General features: G+C 69.9%; 15 protein-coding genes. 14 read left to right on the top strand and 1 reads right to left on the bottom strand.

What is annotated here, in order from left to right; translation table 11 throughout:
• Positions 1-18: 18 nt before the first annotated feature.
• The 4 genes from N803_RS02105 (at position 19) to N803_RS02090 (ending at position 5,172) form a co-directional block, all read left to right on the top strand.
• Positions 19-321 (top strand): thiamine-binding protein, encoded by a 303-nt coding sequence (locus N803_RS02105; RefSeq protein WP_035902207.1) that lies wholly within the window; start codon positions 19-21, stop codon positions 319-321.
• Between the two features lie 147 nt (positions 322-468).
• Entirely contained in the window at positions 469-3,621 is a 3,153-nt protein-coding gene (locus N803_RS02100) for an FtsX-like permease family protein (RefSeq protein ID WP_035902204.1), read from the top strand.
• Positions 3,615-4,469, top strand: coding sequence for an ABC transporter ATP-binding protein (locus tag N803_RS02095; RefSeq protein WP_035902202.1), 855 nt, complete (start codon positions 3,615-3,617; stop codon positions 4,467-4,469). Before N803_RS02100 ends, N803_RS02095 begins: the two co-directional genes overlap by 7 nt.
• Positions 4,453-5,172 (top strand): ABC transporter ATP-binding protein, encoded by a 720-nt coding sequence (locus tag N803_RS02090; protein WP_156969625.1) that lies wholly within the window; start codon positions 4,453-4,455, stop codon positions 5,170-5,172. The genes N803_RS02095 and N803_RS02090 overlap by 17 nt, the downstream gene beginning before the upstream one ends.
• Before the next feature lie 37 nt (positions 5,173-5,209).
• Here N803_RS02090 and N803_RS02085 read toward each other — a convergent pair whose 3' ends face one another.
• Positions 5,210-6,547, bottom strand: coding sequence for a 6-phospho-beta-glucosidase (locus tag N803_RS02085; RefSeq protein WP_035902199.1), 1,338 nt, complete (start codon positions 6,545-6,547; stop codon positions 5,210-5,212).
• A gap of 64 nt (positions 6,548-6,611) precedes the next feature.
• Between N803_RS02085 and N803_RS02080 the strand changes: the two genes are divergently transcribed.
• The 10 genes from N803_RS02080 (at position 6,612) to N803_RS02035 (ending at position 16,263) form a co-directional block, all read left to right on the top strand.
• Positions 6,612-7,820, top strand: a complete 1,209-nt coding sequence (locus tag N803_RS02080) for a PfkB family carbohydrate kinase (RefSeq protein WP_052111619.1) — start codon at positions 6,612-6,614, stop codon at positions 7,818-7,820.
• A complete protein-coding gene (locus N803_RS02075) occupies positions 7,817-9,178 on the top strand; it encodes an extracellular solute-binding protein (RefSeq protein WP_035902194.1) in 1,362 nt (453 codons plus the stop codon). The genes N803_RS02080 and N803_RS02075 overlap by 4 nt, the downstream gene beginning before the upstream one ends.
• The gene (locus N803_RS02070; protein WP_035902192.1) at positions 9,178-10,074 is read left to right on the top strand and encodes a carbohydrate ABC transporter permease; all 897 of its coding nucleotides are present in this window, start codon (positions 9,178-9,180) and stop codon (positions 10,072-10,074) included. The genes N803_RS02075 and N803_RS02070 overlap by 1 nt, the downstream gene beginning before the upstream one ends.
• A complete protein-coding gene (locus tag N803_RS02065) occupies positions 10,074-10,877 on the top strand; it encodes a carbohydrate ABC transporter permease (RefSeq protein ID WP_035902189.1) in 804 nt (267 codons plus the stop codon). The genes N803_RS02070 and N803_RS02065 overlap by 1 nt, the downstream gene beginning before the upstream one ends.
• Before the next feature lie 29 nt (positions 10,878-10,906).
• Positions 10,907-11,455 (top strand): MarR family winged helix-turn-helix transcriptional regulator, encoded by a 549-nt coding sequence (locus tag N803_RS02060; protein ID WP_035902186.1) that lies wholly within the window; start codon positions 10,907-10,909, stop codon positions 11,453-11,455.
• A 153-nt stretch (positions 11,456-11,608) separates the two neighbouring features.
• The gene (locus tag N803_RS02055; RefSeq protein ID WP_035902184.1) at positions 11,609-12,382 is read left to right on the top strand and encodes a hypothetical protein; all 774 of its coding nucleotides are present in this window, start codon (positions 11,609-11,611) and stop codon (positions 12,380-12,382) included.
• A complete protein-coding gene (locus N803_RS02050; protein ID WP_035902182.1) occupies positions 12,379-13,377 on the top strand; it encodes a hypothetical protein in 999 nt (332 codons plus the stop codon). Before N803_RS02055 ends, N803_RS02050 begins: the two co-directional genes overlap by 4 nt.
• Positions 13,378-13,452: 75 nt before the next feature.
• Positions 13,453-14,451: a tetratricopeptide repeat protein gene (locus N803_RS02045; RefSeq protein ID WP_035902181.1), complete on the top strand. Its 999-nt coding sequence runs from the start codon at positions 13,453-13,455 to the stop codon at positions 14,449-14,451.
• Position 14,452: 1 nt separating this feature from the next.
• Complete coding sequence (locus N803_RS02040; protein ID WP_052111618.1) at positions 14,453-15,508, top strand: alpha/beta hydrolase; 1,056 nt, start codon at positions 14,453-14,455, stop codon at positions 15,506-15,508.
• A gap of 5 nt (positions 15,509-15,513) precedes the next feature.
• Complete coding sequence (locus tag N803_RS02035) at positions 15,514-16,263, top strand: esterase family protein (protein WP_035902180.1); 750 nt, start codon at positions 15,514-15,516, stop codon at positions 16,261-16,263.
• Positions 16,264-16,292: the final 29 nt, after the last annotated feature.

Below are 16,292 nucleotides of genomic sequence, written 5' to 3'. Positions count from 1 at the left end.
CGGCATACGGTGTCGTGCATGCTGATCGCCTTCTCCGTGTCCCCGTCCGTCGCCGACGAGCAGGGAGGGGTGACCGGGGCCGTCGCCGATGCCGTGCGCATCGTCCGGGAGAGCGGCCTGCCCCACCGCACCGACGCGATGTTCACGACCATCGAGGGTGAGTGGGACGAGTGCATGGCCGTGGTCAAGGCCTGCGTCGACGCCGTCGCCGCGCACGGGCCCCGGGTGGGGCTCGTCCTCAAGGCCGACATCCGCCCCGGACGGACCGGCGAACTCGACGGCAAGCTCGAGCGACTCGAGAAAGTTCTTGCCGAGGACTGATTGCCCAGCGCAACCATGTTGCGAAAGCATCACGGTCGTTCGGAGGGCCACCTCGTCGAGTGACTCGTGGCTAGCGTGGCACGGTTCGGCCCTACCGGGTCGGGCGCGACGCCGACCGGACGACACACAGTCAGGGGATCTCATCGCATGTGGAAGGCCATTCGCTACCGCGGCGGTCAGTCTCTCGTCCTCGTCCTCATCTCGGCGCTCGTCGCCACCTGTGCGGCCTTCGCGCCCTTGTTCTCGCGCTCGATTGACCAGGCGCTCCTGCGGGCCACCCTCGGACGGATGGAGGCCGCCGACCTCAAGTTGTCGGTGCTCGCGAGCAGGACGCAGGACCCGACCCTGACCGCCGAGTCGGTCGAGCAGGCGATGCCGGCGAACCTGTCGACGTTCTATGACGCCGGCCTGGCCATGACGACGGCGGAATCGTCGGTCGTGCCCACGCCGGGCAAGAAGCCGTCACCCGTGCGACTTGTCGCCAGGGACGAGGTCTGTGACCACCTGACGATCTCCACGGGCGCCTGCCCGGCCGACAAGGACGACATCCTGGTGTCGGCTCCGGACGCGAAGGCCTGGGGGTGGACGGTCGGCCACCGGCTCGAGGTGACGCGCCCCGAGGCGGCCCCGACGGCATACACGGTCTCGGGTATCTACGAGGCCAAGGACGACCCGGACTACTGGCTGCGGACCGAGGTGCAGGGCAAGTCGGGCAAGCTCCTCGAGTTCGGCGACCTCGTGCCGGGCATCGACGACTTCATCGTGGCGCCCGACGGCCTCGTCGCGGGCTGGTCCAACGCGCAACTGTCCGTCGACTACCCGCTCAAGACCTCGACGATCACCCTCGACTCGTTGTCCCGGGCCGGTGCGGCAGTCGCGGCCATCCGTCCGCCGACCGACGCCAGCGTCGACAGTCCGCTGCCCACGATCGCGGCCAACGTCGACAAGGGCCAGTCGCTCGTGCGACAACTCGTGCCGCTGCTCATCGCCCAGCTCGTCGCGGTGGCGTTGGCCGTTCTGGTCCTCGTCGCCGGTGCCGCCGTGGCGCAGCGTCGGCCCGAGATCGCCGTGTCCCGTCTTCGTGGTCGCAGCCGGGACGCGAGCCGCCGCCTCGTCATGGCCGAACTCGGATTCACCGTGCTGCTGGGTCTGCCGCTCGGTGTGGTGCTGGCCGTCGGGTTGAGCGAACTCGTGCGGCGGTTCATCCTTCCGCCCGGCGTGCCGTTCGAGTTCGGGTGGCAGGTTCCCGTTGCGGCGCTGGTCGCGGGACTCGCTTCGCTCGCTGTCGTGTATGCCGCCGCGCGGCCGGTTCTGCGCGAACCCATCGCCTCGCTGCTGCGGCGCGTTCCGCCGGCCACGGCCGCTCGGACCCTGCGCCTCGGTGACGTCATCCTGCTCGTCCTCGCTGCGGTCGGGGTCGTCGGAATCGTCACCGGGCAGGTCTCGGGGCCGATGGCGATCCTCACTCCGACGCTTCTTGCCCTGGCGGCAGGTGCGCTGCTCGGCGTCCTCGTGGTCGTCGTGGCGACGCGGATCGGTCAGCGCTCCCTCGCCTCCGGTGGCCTCGGTTCTGCCTTGGCTGGTCTGGCCATCGCCCGGCGACCCACGACTCGGCACGTGCTGCTCGTCGTCACCGCGGTGTCGGCCCTCGTCGTGTTCGCCGCGAACGCGGTCTCGGTGGCGGATCGCAACCGGGAGAACCGTGCCGAGCTGACGGTCGGTGCCTTCGGCGCACTGCGCGTCGGGAGCAAGGACCCGACCGCGGTGGCGCGGGTGGTGGACCAGTTGCCCGCGGGGCAGCGTGAGCACGCGATGCCGGTGGGATTCGTCCGCCAGCGTGACCCGGACTCCACGACGACGCTCGCTGCGCGACCCGAGCAGTTGCGCCGCATCGCCTATGCGCCACCGGCGCAGGCCGCCCTCGACCTCGACGCCATCGCCCTCCCCGACCAGCAGCCGCTCATCCTCGAGGGCGACCGGCTCACGGCCAGGGCCGCCTACGACCTGAGCGGCGTCGGTGTGGGCTTCGGCCCCGCACCCCAGGGATGGGTCGGCGCCTGGGAGCCCCTCGCCGACCCGAGTCGGGCACTGCGGGTGGGCATCACCGTCACAACGCCTTCAGGTGAGGTGCTGACGAGAGACATCGGCGCGCTTCCCGCTCAGGGCAAGGGCACGATCACGCTCACGGCGCCCGTCCTGTGCCCGCAGACCTGTCGGCTCCAGTCGGTCTGGGTCCAGTTGGCGCAGGGCCTCGAGATCGACGCGGTCAAGGGCACCCTCGACCTCTCGGGCTTCGCCCTCGATGGCAAGAGCCTCGGGATCGACGACCCCAAGGGGTGGTTGGAGCCCCGGGGCGAGGCAACCAGCCCGAGTGGCGGATCAGGTGGCGTGGTCATCGATCCCGCGACGGGATTGCCCATGGAGAACGTGGAACCGTTGGTCGACAGCATCGCCCTGGCTGCCGCGCCGTCCGGTGGACTCCGCCTCACCTTCTCCAACACCGGACGGAACGCGGCGGTGAGCCGCGCCGATGCCCCCGAACTCACCCCGGCCGTGCTCTCCGGACGCGTGCCGAGCGGCGGGACCGTGGAGAAGTTCGACATCCAGAGCCTCGCCGGTCGCACGACCCCCGCGACCGGTGTGCAGCAGGTCCCGGCTCTGCCCTATGTCGGCAACCGGGGAGCCCTCGTCAACCTCGACCTCATGCTGCGTCTGGGCGGACGCCTGCCGGCCACCGGCTCCATGGAGGTGTGGATCGACAGCCAGTTCCCCGGCGGAGTCGATGGAGCCCAGAAGGCATTGCGTGACAGGGGGATTGAGGTCCTGTCCGTTCGCTCCCTGGCCGAGGACAAGAGGCTCCTGGACGAGTCGGCAACGGGTTGGGGACTGCTCCTCGGTCTCTTCACGGCCGTCCTCTCGTTGCTGCTGGCGGCTGTCATGCTCGTCGTCGTCTCGATGACGACCGGTCGTGTCGTGACCCGCGACATCGCGGCGCTGCGCGTCGCCGGCGTCTCGGGCCGGGACCTCAGGCGAGCCGCGGTCCGCGAGTCCCTGGCACCGGTCCTGCTCGCGGCTGTGGTCGGTGCCGCCTGCGGGGTGGCCGGCGCGGTGCTCGCCATGCCCCTCATCCCGCTGTTCGACACCCCCGCGCCGGTGCCGGCACTCGACCTGACCCCCGCGTGGCTCGTCATGGGTCTGGCCTGGCTGGCCTGTGTCCTCGCCCTGACCGTCGTGGCCTCGGTTCTGGCCCTGCGAGCCGCGCGACGAGGGGACACCGATCGTCTGAGGGAGGCATGGTGAACGGTCTTCCCGTCATGACCGCAGGGCTCGTCCACATCTATCGAGCCGAGCACCACGACGTCGCGGCGCTCGCCGGTGTCGACCTCTCGGTGGCGGCCGGTGAGATGGTCGCCCTCCTCGGTCCCTCAGGAGCCGGCAAGTCGACGCTGCTCACACTGTTCGGTGGTCTCCTGCGCCCGAGCGCCGGACGGATCCGCATCGGTGACCACGAGTTGTCCCGGATGTCGGAGGCGGACCTGGACAGCCTGCGAGGGCGCGACGTCGGCATCGTGTTGCAGGGGGCGGCCCGCAATCTCATCCCGCACAAGACCATCCGTGAGAACGTCGCGTTCGCGCAGGGATCCGTCGCCAAGTCGTCGGACGTCGTCCCCGTCGACGACGTGCTCGACCTCGTCGGACTGCGCGAGCGTGCCGATGCGTCACTCACGTCGCTCACCCCCGGTGAACTCCAGCGGGGGGCGCTGGCGGTCGCGGTGTCGACCCGGCCGGGCCTTCTGCTCGGCGACGAGCCGACCAGCCAGCTCGACCACGAGGCCCGCGACCAGGTCCTGCAGACCCTGTCCGCCATCAACCGCGAATGGGGAACGACGATCATCGTCGTGACCCACGACCCGGACGTTGCGGCACGCATGCCGCGCACCGTCACCATCCGCGATGGCCGGGTGGGAGCCGAGGGGCGTGAGGGTGAGGAGTTCGCCGTCGTGTCGGCGGACGGCTCCGTGCCGCTGCCGCCGCACGTCCTGGCGACGCTCACTCCGGGGACGCTGGTGCGTCTCGTGGAGTCGGAGCAGGGCTGGATCCTCGTCCGTGACGAACTCGAGGAGGAGACCGATGGGCAAGCACTCTGAGCGCGGTCACGCGGATGGCGTGGGGCGCGCGGCGACGTCACCGGGCGCGACCGATGTGCACGAGGTGGTCGTCCGCGAGGTCGTCGTCCGCGAGGTCGTCGTGAACTACGGCGACGTCACGGCCCTCAAGGGCGTGTCGCTCACGGCCAGCGCGGGGGAGTTCGTCGCGATCACCGGGCACTCCGGCGCCGGCAAGACCACCCTCATCAACGCGATCGGCGGCATCGTCCCCTTTGCCGGAGGATCCGTCGCACTGGGCCAGAACGGTCATGGACCCGACCCCTCGGCCGTCGCGATCATCCCTCAGGGCAACGGTTTGGCGAGCATCCTCACCGCCTACGAGAACGTCCTGGCACCCCTGCGAGCCCGCCGAGTCCCCGCGGATGCGGCCGCCAGCCGCGCGCAGGATGCGCTCGCCTCCGTCGGGCTGGGGGAGTCCGGCTCGCACCTCGTCGAGGAGCTCAGTGGTGGGCAGCAGCAGCGTGCCGCGGTCGCGCGCGGCCTCGCACTGGATGCCACCGTGCTGCTCGCCGACGAACCCACGAGCGAACTCGACCACGACAACCGCGAGCGGGTGCTGGGCCTTCTGCGCGCCAAGGCCGACGGCGGGGCGATCGTCATCATGACGACCCACGATCCCGAGGCAGCCGAGCGGGCCGACCGCGTCATCGAACTCGACGACGGCGAGGTCGTCCACACGTGAGCGCCGGTCGCGCGGCAGGAGTCAGGAGAGCGGGGAGTCAGGAGAAGAGTGCGGCGAGCTCCGGGTGCGCTCGGCGGTAGCCCTCGACCAGGGCCCTGGCCGTCGACACGGAATCCACGAGGGGGTGGAGGGCGAATGCCGTGACGGCGGTCGCGACCGAGCCGGTCGTCGCGGCCTCGATGGTGAGCTGCTCGACCGCCTTGACCTGCTGCATCAGACCGAGCATGTGACCCGTGACGGGCGCCGCGGGCACCGCATGCGGACCGTCACCGTCGACAACGCACGGGATCTCGACAACCGCGGCGTCCGGCATACCCGGAAGTGCGGATCCACCACGGACGTTGAGGATCATCGACGCCGTCTCGCCCCGGCTGATGGCGGCCATGATCGCGAGGGCCACACCCTCGTAGCCGCCGCCGGCAATGTCCGCCTCGTCCCGCTCCTCGTCCTCCGCGCGGGCCTCGCGCATGTAGGTCGCGTCGCGCTCCTCACGAACCCGGCGCCACTCCGCCTCGGCGCCCTCGGGGTGGTCAGCGACGTGCCGGAAGAAGGCGTCCTGCTGGTCGCGGAGGAACTCGCCGCGGGTCTGCGGCGCGGCCGTGATCGCCTCACGGGCCTCGCGCGAGAAGTAGTAGTAATAGAGGTACTCGTTCGGGATGGCACCGAGCGAGCCGATCCAGTCGGACCCGAACAGCCGTCCCTCCTCGAGCGTCGTGAGTCGCGTCGGGTCGGCGAGCAGCTCGGGAAGGCGGTCGGTGCCGTCGACCCTCAGCCCCCGGAGCCAGCCGAGGTGGTTGAGCCCGACGTAGTCGATGGCAGTGGCGTCCTGATCGAGCCCGAGCGCGTCAATTGCCCTGCGTGCCAACGCAATGGGCGAGTCGCAGATGCCGATGACCCGGTCGCCCAGCACCGACTGCATGGCCTCGGTGACGATGCCCGCCGGATTGGTGAAGTTGATGAACCATGCGTCGGGGGCGAGTTCACGCGTGCGCCGAGCGATGTCGAGCGCCACCGGCACGGTGCGCAGCGCGTAGGCGAGTCCGCCCGGACCCGTGGTCTCCTGACCGAGGACGCCGAGGTCCAGGGCGACACGCTCGTCGAGAGTGCGGCCGACGAGTCCACCCACCCGGATGGCGGAGAAGACGAAGTCCGCCCCACGCAGGGCGTCGTCGAGATCGGTCGTCGCGGTGACGCGAGGCGCGTGCGGATGACCCTGCGCAGCCTGGGTGAGGACTGCCTCGATGGACCGCAGTCGTGAACTGTCGAGATCGTGGAGGACGACCTCGGTGACTCGTCGCTCGGAGGTGTCGCGCAACAGGGCGCCGTGGACGAGCGGGACCCGGAAGCCGCCGCCACCCAGAATCGTCAACTTCATCGCGAGCCTCCGCCGCCGTCGTCCACAGCCGTCAACGTAGCAACTCGGCTCCGATGTCCTTGCGATGCGAGCACGGCCGGGACACGATGACGAGGTGACGGTGGACCACGCCTTCGACCCGCTCGCGGCGCTGCGCCGAGCCGACGATCCGGTCGTGGATGTCTTCGTCCAGGGAACCGTCTTCCTCGACATCATCTTCACCGGCCTCTCGACCATGCCCAAGAGCGGCACGGAGGTCTGGGCCGAGGGGATGGGTTCGTGTCCCGGCGGCATCGCCAACCTCGCCGTCGCGGCTGCCCGCCTCGGCCTCCGGACGTCGCTGGGTGCGGCGTTCGGCGACGACGACTACGGCGAGTTCTGCTGGCGCTCACTCGAGGAGCAGGAACGCGTCGACCTCTCGCGCTCGCGGCGCTACCCGCACTGGCACACGCCCGTGACCGTGTCGGTCTCGGTCGGCGGGGACCGTCGGATGATCACCCACGGCCACGACGCGCCCGAGTCGGCGACGGAGATGATCGGAGCAGCCCCGCGTGCCCGGTCGGTGATGCTCGACCTCGACGCGGACCGTCCCCTCGGCGAGGGCCACGTCGAACGCCAATGGGTCGAACAGGCCGCCGCCGACGGTGCCCTGCTCTTCGCCGACGTCGGGTGGGACCCCACCGGAGAGTGGTCTCCGAGCGTCCTCGACCAGCTCACGCACTGCCACGCCTTCATGCCCAACGCGGCGGAGGCGATGGCCTACACCCGGACCGACTCCGCCCACGACGCGCTCTACGCGCTGGCCGACTTCGTGCCACTCGCGGTCGTCACCAATGGGCGCGACGGCGCCGTCGCCATCGACTCGGCCACGGGGGAGGAGGCATCGGTCCCCGCGTTGCGCGTCGATGCGATCGACCCGACCGGAGCCGGCGACGTCTTCGACGCAGGGATCCTCGTCGGCAGCCTGGCCGGCTGGCCGCTGCTCGAACGGATGAACTTCGCGACGCTGTGCTCGAGTCTGGCCGTGCAGGAGTTCGGGGGGTCGCTCGCAGCACCCGGGTGGGGCGACCTTGCCGACTGGTGGCAACGGGTCCGGAGCCAACCGACCACCAATGCCGCGGCGCGGTCGGTGCAGCGCCGTTTCGCCTTCCTCGACGAGCTCGTCGCCGAAGTGCCGCCCGGGGCCGTCCGGCGGGCCGCCGCCACGATCGCCAAGCTGTCCGACGCCCAGGCCCCGGGAGTTCAGCCCGGCCCGAACCACGACCCTGCCCCACCCATCGAGGAGACACCATGATTCACATCCGTCGCAGCCTGGTCGGCCTGGGCCTCGGTGCCGCCCTCGCCCTCAGTGCCTGTGCACCCGGAGGCTCGAGTTCCACGACCGACGAGTCGAGCGCCCCCGCACCCGGCGCGGTCAAGACGGACGCCGCGGCACTCGGCGACGTCACCCTCACGGTCTGGGACCAGGAGGTGCGCGGCGGGCAGGAGAAGCAGATGTCGACCCTCAACGCCGAGTTCCAGAAGAAGTACCCCAACATCACGATCAAGCGCGTCTCGCGATCGTTCGACGATCTTGTGAAGACGCTGCGTCTGGCCCTCACGGGAGCCGACGCCCCCGACGTCGTCCAGGCCAACAACACGCGGTCGCAGATGGGTGAGTTCGTCAAGGCCAACCAGTTGGTCAACCTCGACCCCTATGCCGTGGCCTACGGCTGGGACAAGCGTTATCCGCAGTCCGTCCGCAACGTGGCGTCGTACTCGCCCGACGGCAAGACCTTCGGCTCGGGTTCGCTCTTCGGCATGCCGCAGGTGGGTGAGGTCGTCGGCATCTTCTACAACGACGCCAAGCTCAAGACCCTCGGCATCAACCCACCCAAGACCTGGGCAGAGTTCGACGCGGCGCTCGCCACCGCGAAGTCCAAGGGTGAGGTGCCGCTCGTCCTGGGCAACCTCGAGAAGTGGCCGGCCGGTCACGTCTTCGGTGTCGTGCAGGGCCGCTTCACGAAGGCCGACGACATCCGAAAGCTCGGCTTCGGCCAGAGCGGCGGCAACTGGGTGACGCCCGAGAACACCAAGGCGGCCCAGGCCCTCGTCGACTGGGTCGACAAGGGCTACTTCAATTCCGGCTTCAACGGTCAGGACTACGACCCGGCGTGGCAGGGCTTCACCAAGGGCCAGGGCCTCTTCCTCATCGCCGGCTCGTGGCTCCAGGCCGACCTGTCCGCCGCGATGAAGACCGACGTGAAGTTCATGCTGCCGCCGGCACCCGAGGCAGGCGGCACGGCGGTCACCACGGGTGGTTCCGGTCTGCCGTTCGCCATCACGCAGAAGGCAAAGAACAAGGACGCCGCCGCGGCATACATCAACTTCATCACGAGTCCGGAAGCGATGAAGGTTCTCGCCGACAACGGCAATCTCCCCGTCGTCGAGACCGCGGCGCAGAAGGCGCCGGACGCCCTCGCGACGGACGTCTTCACGGCGTTCGGCACCGTCTCCGAGGACAACGGGCTCGTGCCCTACCTCGACTGGGCGACCCCGACGATGGGCGACACGCTCGGCGCCACGTTGCAGGACCTCCTCGCCAAGAAGGTCACTCCGCAGCAGGCGCTCGAGGCGTTGCAGAAGGACTACGGCGACTTCACCGGTCAGTGATGGCCGGCCGTCCTCGCCAACTCGGCCCGCCGGGGGAGCCTCGGCGGATCGGTTACCTCTACGTTCTTCCGGCCTTCCTCGTGTATGCCGTGTTCGCCCTCTATCCGTTGTTGCGCGCCGTTCACCTGTCGCTCTTCGACTGGGACGGGCTCACGGTGGGGACGTGGGCCGGGCTGTCGAACTATCAGGAGGTGTTGACCGACGAGCGACTGCGCGCCTCCTTCGGTCACGCGCTCGTGCTCATGGTGTTCTTCGCGCTGATCCCACTCGTCGTCGGCCTGCTGCTCGCCGCGATCCTCCACCGGGCGTCTGTTCGCGGGCTCGGCTTCTTCCGGACCGTCGTGTTCCTGCCCCAGGTGGTGGCCATGGTCGTCATCGCGGTGGCGTGGCGTCGGATCTATGCGCCCGACGGGACGATCAACTCCGTCCTCACCTCGATCGGGCTCGAGTCGTGGACGCGCGGCTGGTTGGGGGAGTACGCCTTTGCCCTCCCTGCGGTCGGCCTCATCGGCACCTGGTTCGAGAGCGGACTCGTCACGGTGTTGCTGCTGGCCGGGATGGGGCGCATTCCCCCCGACCTCTATGAAGCGGCGCGGCTCGACGGGGCCGGCGCCGTGCGGGAGTTCTTCGCCGTGACCCTGCCGTCGGTCCGCGGCGAGATCGCGGTGGCGCTGACGCTCACGGTCATCGCGGCGCTCAAGACCTTCGACCTCATCTACATGACCACGTCCGGAGGTCCCGGTCACACGACGACCGTGCCGAGCTATGAGGTCTATCGGCAGGCGTTCGAGCTCGGGCAGGTCGGCCTCGCGTGCACGATCGGCGTCTGCCTCACGGTGATCATCTTCGCGATCAGCTTCGTCATCACGCGCGTGGGCGACAGGGTGGCGGACTGATGCGCGTCTCCCCGTCCGAGCGGACGCTCAACTACGTCATCCTCACCGCCTTCGCGGTCTTCGCGATCTGGCCGATCCTGAGCATCGTCGTGGCCGGCCTCCAGCCCGACGCCGAGGCGCCCGGTGGTGTCGGCAACCTCACGCAGGCCTGGGAGATCGGGCGGTTCGGCTCCTACCTGCGCACGAGTGTGCTCGTGTCGGCCTTCGTCGTGACGGTGAGCACGGTCCTCTCCGTCCTTGCCGGTTTCGCCTTCGGCACCATGCGGTTCCGGGGCGCCGACGCGCTGTTCTATCTCATGCTGATCGGCATCATGATGCCGGCGGAGGCCATCGTCGTCCCGCTCTTCTTCGACCTGCGGGCGATCGGACTGACCGACACGTTCTGGGCGATCGCGCTGCCACAGGTCGCGCAGTCGGTCGCGTTCGGGACGTTCTGGCTCCGGGCGGCCTTCCGCTCGAGCCCTCGGTCCCTCGTCGAGGCGGCTCGACTCGACGGTGCGTCGACCGGGCGGATCCTCTGGCAGGTCCTCGTGCCCTTGGCTCGCCCGGCGATCGTCACGCTCGTCGTGCTGACCTTCATGTGGACGTGGAACGAGTTCCTCATCCCGCTCGTGATGATCCCGACGAACGAGGCCCTGCGCACGGCTCCGCTGGGTCTGGGCTTCTTCTCCGGTCAGTACACCCAGGGCTATGCCCTGCTCGCCGCCGGGGCGACGATCGTCGCGCTGCCCGTCGTCATCGTCTATCTCTTCCTCCAGCGCCACTTCATCGCGGGCATGCTCGAGGGTGCGGTCAAGGACTGACGAGCGGGCCGGGCGGCTACGGTGCTCCTGTGCCCAAGGACCTCAAGCTGCCTTTCGACCCCATTGCGCGTGCCGGGGACCTCTGGCGGGCGCGCTGGGGTGAGGGCAGTCAGGCGGGACCCATGGTCACTGCGACGTCGATCATGCGAGTCCAGCAGGTCCTGCTCACCGAGTTCGACGCGATCGCGGGACGTCACGGGCTCACCTTTGCCCGCTACGAGGCTCTCGTGCTGCTCGCGTTCAGTCGGGAGGGGCGACTGTCCATGGGTCGCATCGGGGAGCGCCTCATGGTGCACCCGACGAGCGCGACCAACATCGTCCAACGGTTGGCCGCTCAGGGCTTCGTCGAGCGCGTCGCCAACCCCCGGGACCGCCGCGGTGCGTTCGCTGTGATCACCGACACCGGTCGGGCGGCGATGGAGGCCACGACCGCCGACCTCGAACGTGCCGAGTTTGGCCTCGGAATGCTCGGGGACGGCGAGCAGGAGGCGCTGTTCTCCCTGCTCAGAGCCGTGCGGGTGGCCGCCGGGGACTTCGTCGACGACGTCGATGAGCCGGCGCGAGAGCACCCCGGCTGACCTCACTCGGTGGCGGTGTGACGGCCGCGCGACGCCGATCCCGGGACCGGACGATTTGGTTCGGACCCACCACCTTTGTCATGGTGGAGAGCAGTCCGTGACCGAAATGAGACCTTTCGGTCCGTCCCCTGTCCCCAGATCAAAGGACCTTGCATGCCCACCCTCGCCAAGCGGGTCGTCGGTGCGCTCCTCGCCCTCCTCGGGCTGGTGCTCACCGTCTTCGGCCTCTGGTACGCCGTCCACCTCGGTGGCAGCGGCACCGCCACCTTCTCCACGGCGGCGTCCGGCACCAACCCCGTGCTCGTGCCGCAGACCGTCCTCAACCGGGTCGACGGTGTCGTGAAGGTGACCGTCACGCCCGCGAAGGGTGGCACCGTCTGGCTCGCCGCGGCCTCGCCGTCGGACGCCAAGGCCGTGCTCGGCAAGACGGCCCACACCACCGTCGACGGGGTGAGCACCAGACCGTGGGAGCTCGAGACCTCGACGACCGGCACGGGGGCGACGCCGTCGCTCGCAGCCTCGGACGTGTGGCGCAACACCGACACCGGTGAGGGAGCCGTCTCGATGACCATCGAGCAGGCCAACGCTCCCGAGACCGTGATCGCCCAGGCCTCCAAGGGTGAGATCGAGCGGGTCGACCTGACGTGGCAGCGCAAGTCCTGGTTCGTCCAGTCCGTCATCGCCGCGCTCGTGGGCCTGTTCCTGCTCCTGAGCGGCCTGAGCCTCCTCTGGAGCTCGCGTCACGCACGTCCGGCCACGAGCTCGGTCGACCCGACGTCCGATCCCGAGGTCACCGCGACCGACGGCAGCGCCGCGGCCACGACTGACGGCAGCGCCGCGGCCACGACCGACGGCCTCGCCCAGACCCGGGCCATGCGCCGCCAGGCCGCCCAGAACCCGTCCTCCACCGAGGAGGAGAACGCATGAACCGCCGGACCTTCACCACTTCCTTCGTCGCCTTCGCCCTCGCCGCGACCCTGACCGGCTGCGGCCTCGGCAACAGCATCGTGGGTGTCCACGACGCTCCGGCCGAGCGCACCGACGTGGCACCGCTCAACATCGACGGCGCCGAGAACGTCGCCGCCCGCGTCCTTGACGAGGCAGCTGCCGCGCGCGGAGCCAAGGGCGCCGACGCAGCCAAGGCGCAGTCCGCAGTGCTGGCCGGAGCAGCTCTCACCCAGGCTCAGGCCGCGACCAAGCTCGGCACCGTCGGCAACGCCGACCCGCTGCAGCGCGCGAGCGACCCGCAGGTCGTCTCGATCTCGCGCGGCAAGGCGTGGCCGCGGGCGATCCTCGTCGGCACGCTCGACGAGGCGAGCAAGACGCAGACCCTGCACGTCCTGATGTCGACCGCAGCAGCGGACCCGTTCAAGGTCTATGCCTCGGTGCCGATGCTCCCGGGCACGAGCGTCCCCGCCATGGACGACCTCGCCAACGGCGCGCCCCTCGTCAAGCCCGACGACAAGACGGGAGCCCCGCTCGCGCCGAACCAGGGGCTGGGCGCCTACGCCGCCGCGCTCAACTACCCGAAGCCGGTCGCCAACGCCGCGGTCGCGACGAAGGACGCCTTCGCCACGGCCCTGCAGGCCTCCACCGCCGGACAGGTCAAGGCGCTCGGTGCCCTGGCGAGCTTCGCCCAGCAGCACACCCTCATCCCCAAGGAGACGGTGGCCTTCCGCCTCAAGGACGGCGGCAGCGTCGTCTTCGGCCAGCTCACGCGTGCCGACACCTTCACCGCCAGCGCCGGCGCCAAGGAGCTGGGCATCCCGGCGACCTACGCCAAGTTGGTGGGCAACAAGAAGACGACCCCCAAGAAGCTGCAGATCACCAGCCTCGAGAACATCGTCATGGTGATCCCCGCCAAGGGCGCGGCGACCGTCGTGGCCGCCGACGAGCAGTTGGTGTCCGGCACCGCCCAGTGACCCAAACCATCACCGGCGATCCGGCCCCACGCCCTGCGGCGCGGGGCCGGATCCGTCTTTGAGAGAATCCCTGACATGAGCACCACCCCCACGCCTCCCTCCGGCGCTCGCGGCGCCATCGACCTGTCCGCCCTCGGAGGGCAACCCGCCCCGGCCGGCTCGTCCCCGTCGAGCCCCACGGCCCAGCCAGCGCCCTCCGGGTCCGCGCCCGGTCTGCCTGCAGGGCTGCTCGTCGACGTCACCGACGCGACCTTCTCCGAGGTCATGAACCGCACGCTCCAGGTGCCAGCGGTCCTGGTCATCTGGTCCTCTGCGCACCAGCAGACCGTCGGTCTCGCCGAGCGCGTCGCCGCGGTTGCGGCCGAGCTCGAGGGGCGCCTCTTCGTCGTCTCCGCCGATGTGCAGACCTCGCCCGGCATCCTCCAGGCCTTCCAGCCGGTGATCGTGCAGGCCTTCGGCCAGCTCAGCGTCCCCGTCACCTTCGGGCTCCTTCAGGGCCAGCCGGTCCCGCTCTTCCCCGGCCTGCCGCAGGATGCGGAGATCCGAACCGTCCTCGACCAGCTCGTCCAGGCCGCCGTGCAGAACGGCATCACCGGACGGGTCGACCTCGGCCCGGCGCCGGCAGGTTCGGGTGACGGCTTCGACGACGAGATGCCCCCGCTGCCCCCGCTCATCCAGGAGGCCTACGACGCGATCGACCGCGGCGACCTCGAAGGTGCGGTCACGGCATACGAGAAGGCTCTGGAACTCAACCCCAAGGATCACGAGGCCGAGCTCGGTCTGGCCCAGGTGCGGCTCATGCAGCGGACCGACGGCATCGACGCGCAGGCCGTGCGGGCCGCCGCGGCGGCTTCCCCCGAGGACGTCGACGCGCAGATCGCCGTCGCGGACCTCGACGTCCTCGGCGGCCACGTCGCCGATGCGTTCACCCGCCTCATTGACACCGTCAAGGCGACCGAGGGTGCCGACCGCGACAAGGCCCGCACCCACCTGCTCGACCTCTTCAACGTCGTCGGCAACCACGACGAGCGGGTGCGCAAGGGTCGCACGGCGCTCATGAACGCCCTCTTCTGAGGTGCCGCCCAAGCTGCTCGACGACCACGTCCGCTTCCGGTTCGACGCCGGGGGCGCGGACGTGGTGTCCGTCGTGCTCGACTGCGATCCGGCCATCCCCGGACCCCGGGAGTTCGCGCGCGTGGACGACGTCTGGGAGCTCGCCCTGCCCCGACCCGGCCTCGCCCGGCTCGAGTACCGCTTCATCGTCACCCGACCCGTCGCCGACGGGATCGCCGCGGAGACGATCCTCGACCCGGACAACCCCGTGACCGTCGAGACTGCCTTCGGCTCACGTTCCGTGATGCAGATGCCGGGGTATGCCATCCCGTCCTGGCTCGAGGCACCTGCGGTTCCCGGGTCGTTCACTCCCATGGCGGTCGAGGGGGAGACGGCAGACGACGTGCCGGTGACGGTGTGGTCGCCGGAGGGTTTCGAGGGGCAGGCGCTGCCGCTGATGTTCGTCAACGACGGGCCCGAGTACGACCAACTCGCCTCGATCACCCAGTTCTCGGCGGCCAAGATCGCCTCGGGGGAGTTGCCTCCGCACCGGGTCGCGTTGGCGCATCCCGTGCTGCGGGATGCGTGGTACTCGGGGTCGCCGAGCTATCTGAGAACCATTGCAGGACAGGGCTTTTCGCGGATCGCAGAGCGTGCGCCGATCCGCGGTCGCGTCGTCGTCGTGGGTGCCAGCCTCGGTGGTCTGACGGCCCTGCTGGTCGGGCTGCTCGACGAGGACGAGATCGGGGGCGTCTTCTCCCAGTCGGGCTCGTTCTTCCACGCCGAACTCGATGACCAGGAGAGCGGCTTCAAGTACTTCGGGCGGATCTCACGCAAGGTCCAGGAGGTCCTCGACACCACGCAGGCGGCTCGACCGCTGCGCGTCGGGCTGACCTGTGGTGCCCTCGAGGAGAACGCCGGCAACAACCGGCAGATGGCCGCAGCCCTCGAACGCGCCGGCCACGACGTGACGTATGCCGAGGTCGCGGACCTCCACAACTACACCGCGTGGCGCGACGCGCTCGACCCGCATCTGGTCGAAGTGTTGCGCGACGTGTGGGCAGAGGCGCAAGGATAGGGCGCATGCAGCGCGCTGACGCCCATCTGCGAGTGCCCGGCCACGACGCCGAGCTCAGGGTGGTGCGCCACGGCCACTTCGGTCGGCCACTGCTGGCCTTCCCGTGCGAGGGCGGTAGTGCCGCCGACTTCGAGGGGCGCGGACTGCTCGACGCGATCCGACCACTCGTCGACGCCGGACGGGTCACCGTCTTCGCTGTGGATTCGCTCGACGGTTGGACCTGGTCCGCCAACGACGTGCCCACCGACGAGCGAGCGGCACGGCACGGCGTCTATCACGCGTGGATCGAACAGGCCGTCGTCCCATGGATCTCGGAACAGACCGGCGGGGGAGACCTCGACCTCATCACCTTCGGGCCATCACTCGGCGCCTATCACGCCGTCCAGTTCGCGTTGCAACGCGCCGACATCGCCACCCTGGCCATGGGCTTCTCGGGCAACTACGACCCGACGTCCTGGAACTCGTGGGGCGACCTCGGCGACGCGACCTACTTCGCCAACCCCACGGCATACGTGCCGGGTCTGCATGGTGACCACCTCGAGTGGCTCCGTTCCCGACTCTCCGTCCTCCTCGTCGTGGGGGAGGGGCCGTTCGAGGTGACACCGACCGGGTCGCTGCCGGGGACGCGAGCGTTCGCAGAACTGCTGGCGCAGAAGGGAATTCGCCACGAGCTCGACGTGTGGGGGCACGACAGCGCCCACGACTGGCCGTGGTGGCAGAAGCAGCTGGCGCACCATCTCCCACGCTTTGTCTGAGTGATCGCACGAGTCGACCGACCCCACCC

Source organism: Knoellia subterranea KCTC 19937 (assembly GCF_000768685.1).
Lineage (GTDB): Bacteria > Actinomycetota > Actinomycetes > Actinomycetales > Dermatophilaceae > Knoellia > Knoellia subterranea.
Note: the sequence above shows the minus strand (reverse complement) of the source record. Positions and strands in the feature narration are given on the sequence as shown.

Excerpts from the sequence above, each read along its gene's own strand:
- N803_RS02085 (WP_035902199.1), bottom strand. The coding sequence starts at position 6,547 with ATGAAGTTGACGATTCTGGGTGGCGGCGGCTTCCGGGTCCCGCTCGTC.
- N803_RS02050 (WP_035902182.1), top strand. The coding sequence starts at position 12,379 with ATGAACCGCCGGACCTTCACCACTTCCTTCGTCGCCTTCGCCCTCGCC.
- N803_RS02070 (WP_035902192.1), top strand. The coding sequence starts at position 9,178 with ATGGCCGGCCGTCCTCGCCAACTCGGCCCGCCGGGGGAGCCTCGGCGG.
- N803_RS02095 (WP_035902202.1), top strand. The coding sequence starts at position 3,615 with ATGGTGAACGGTCTTCCCGTCATGACCGCAGGGCTCGTCCACATCTAT.
- N803_RS02105 (WP_035902207.1), top strand. The coding sequence starts at position 19 with ATGCTGATCGCCTTCTCCGTGTCCCCGTCCGTCGCCGACGAGCAGGGA.
- N803_RS02035 (WP_035902180.1), top strand. The coding sequence starts at position 15,514 with ATGCAGCGCGCTGACGCCCATCTGCGAGTGCCCGGCCACGACGCCGAG.
- N803_RS02055 (WP_035902184.1), top strand. The coding sequence starts at position 11,609 with ATGCCCACCCTCGCCAAGCGGGTCGTCGGTGCGCTCCTCGCCCTCCTC.
- N803_RS02080 (WP_052111619.1), top strand. The coding sequence starts at position 6,612 with ATGCGAGCACGGCCGGGACACGATGACGAGGTGACGGTGGACCACGCC.
- N803_RS02100 (WP_035902204.1), top strand. The coding sequence starts at position 469 with ATGTGGAAGGCCATTCGCTACCGCGGCGGTCAGTCTCTCGTCCTCGTC.
- N803_RS02045 (WP_035902181.1), top strand. The coding sequence starts at position 13,453 with ATGAGCACCACCCCCACGCCTCCCTCCGGCGCTCGCGGCGCCATCGAC.
- N803_RS02075 (WP_035902194.1), top strand. The coding sequence starts at position 7,817 with ATGATTCACATCCGTCGCAGCCTGGTCGGCCTGGGCCTCGGTGCCGCC.
- N803_RS02090 (WP_156969625.1), top strand. The coding sequence starts at position 4,453 with ATGGGCAAGCACTCTGAGCGCGGTCACGCGGATGGCGTGGGGCGCGCG.
- N803_RS02065 (WP_035902189.1), top strand. The coding sequence starts at position 10,074 with ATGCGCGTCTCCCCGTCCGAGCGGACGCTCAACTACGTCATCCTCACC.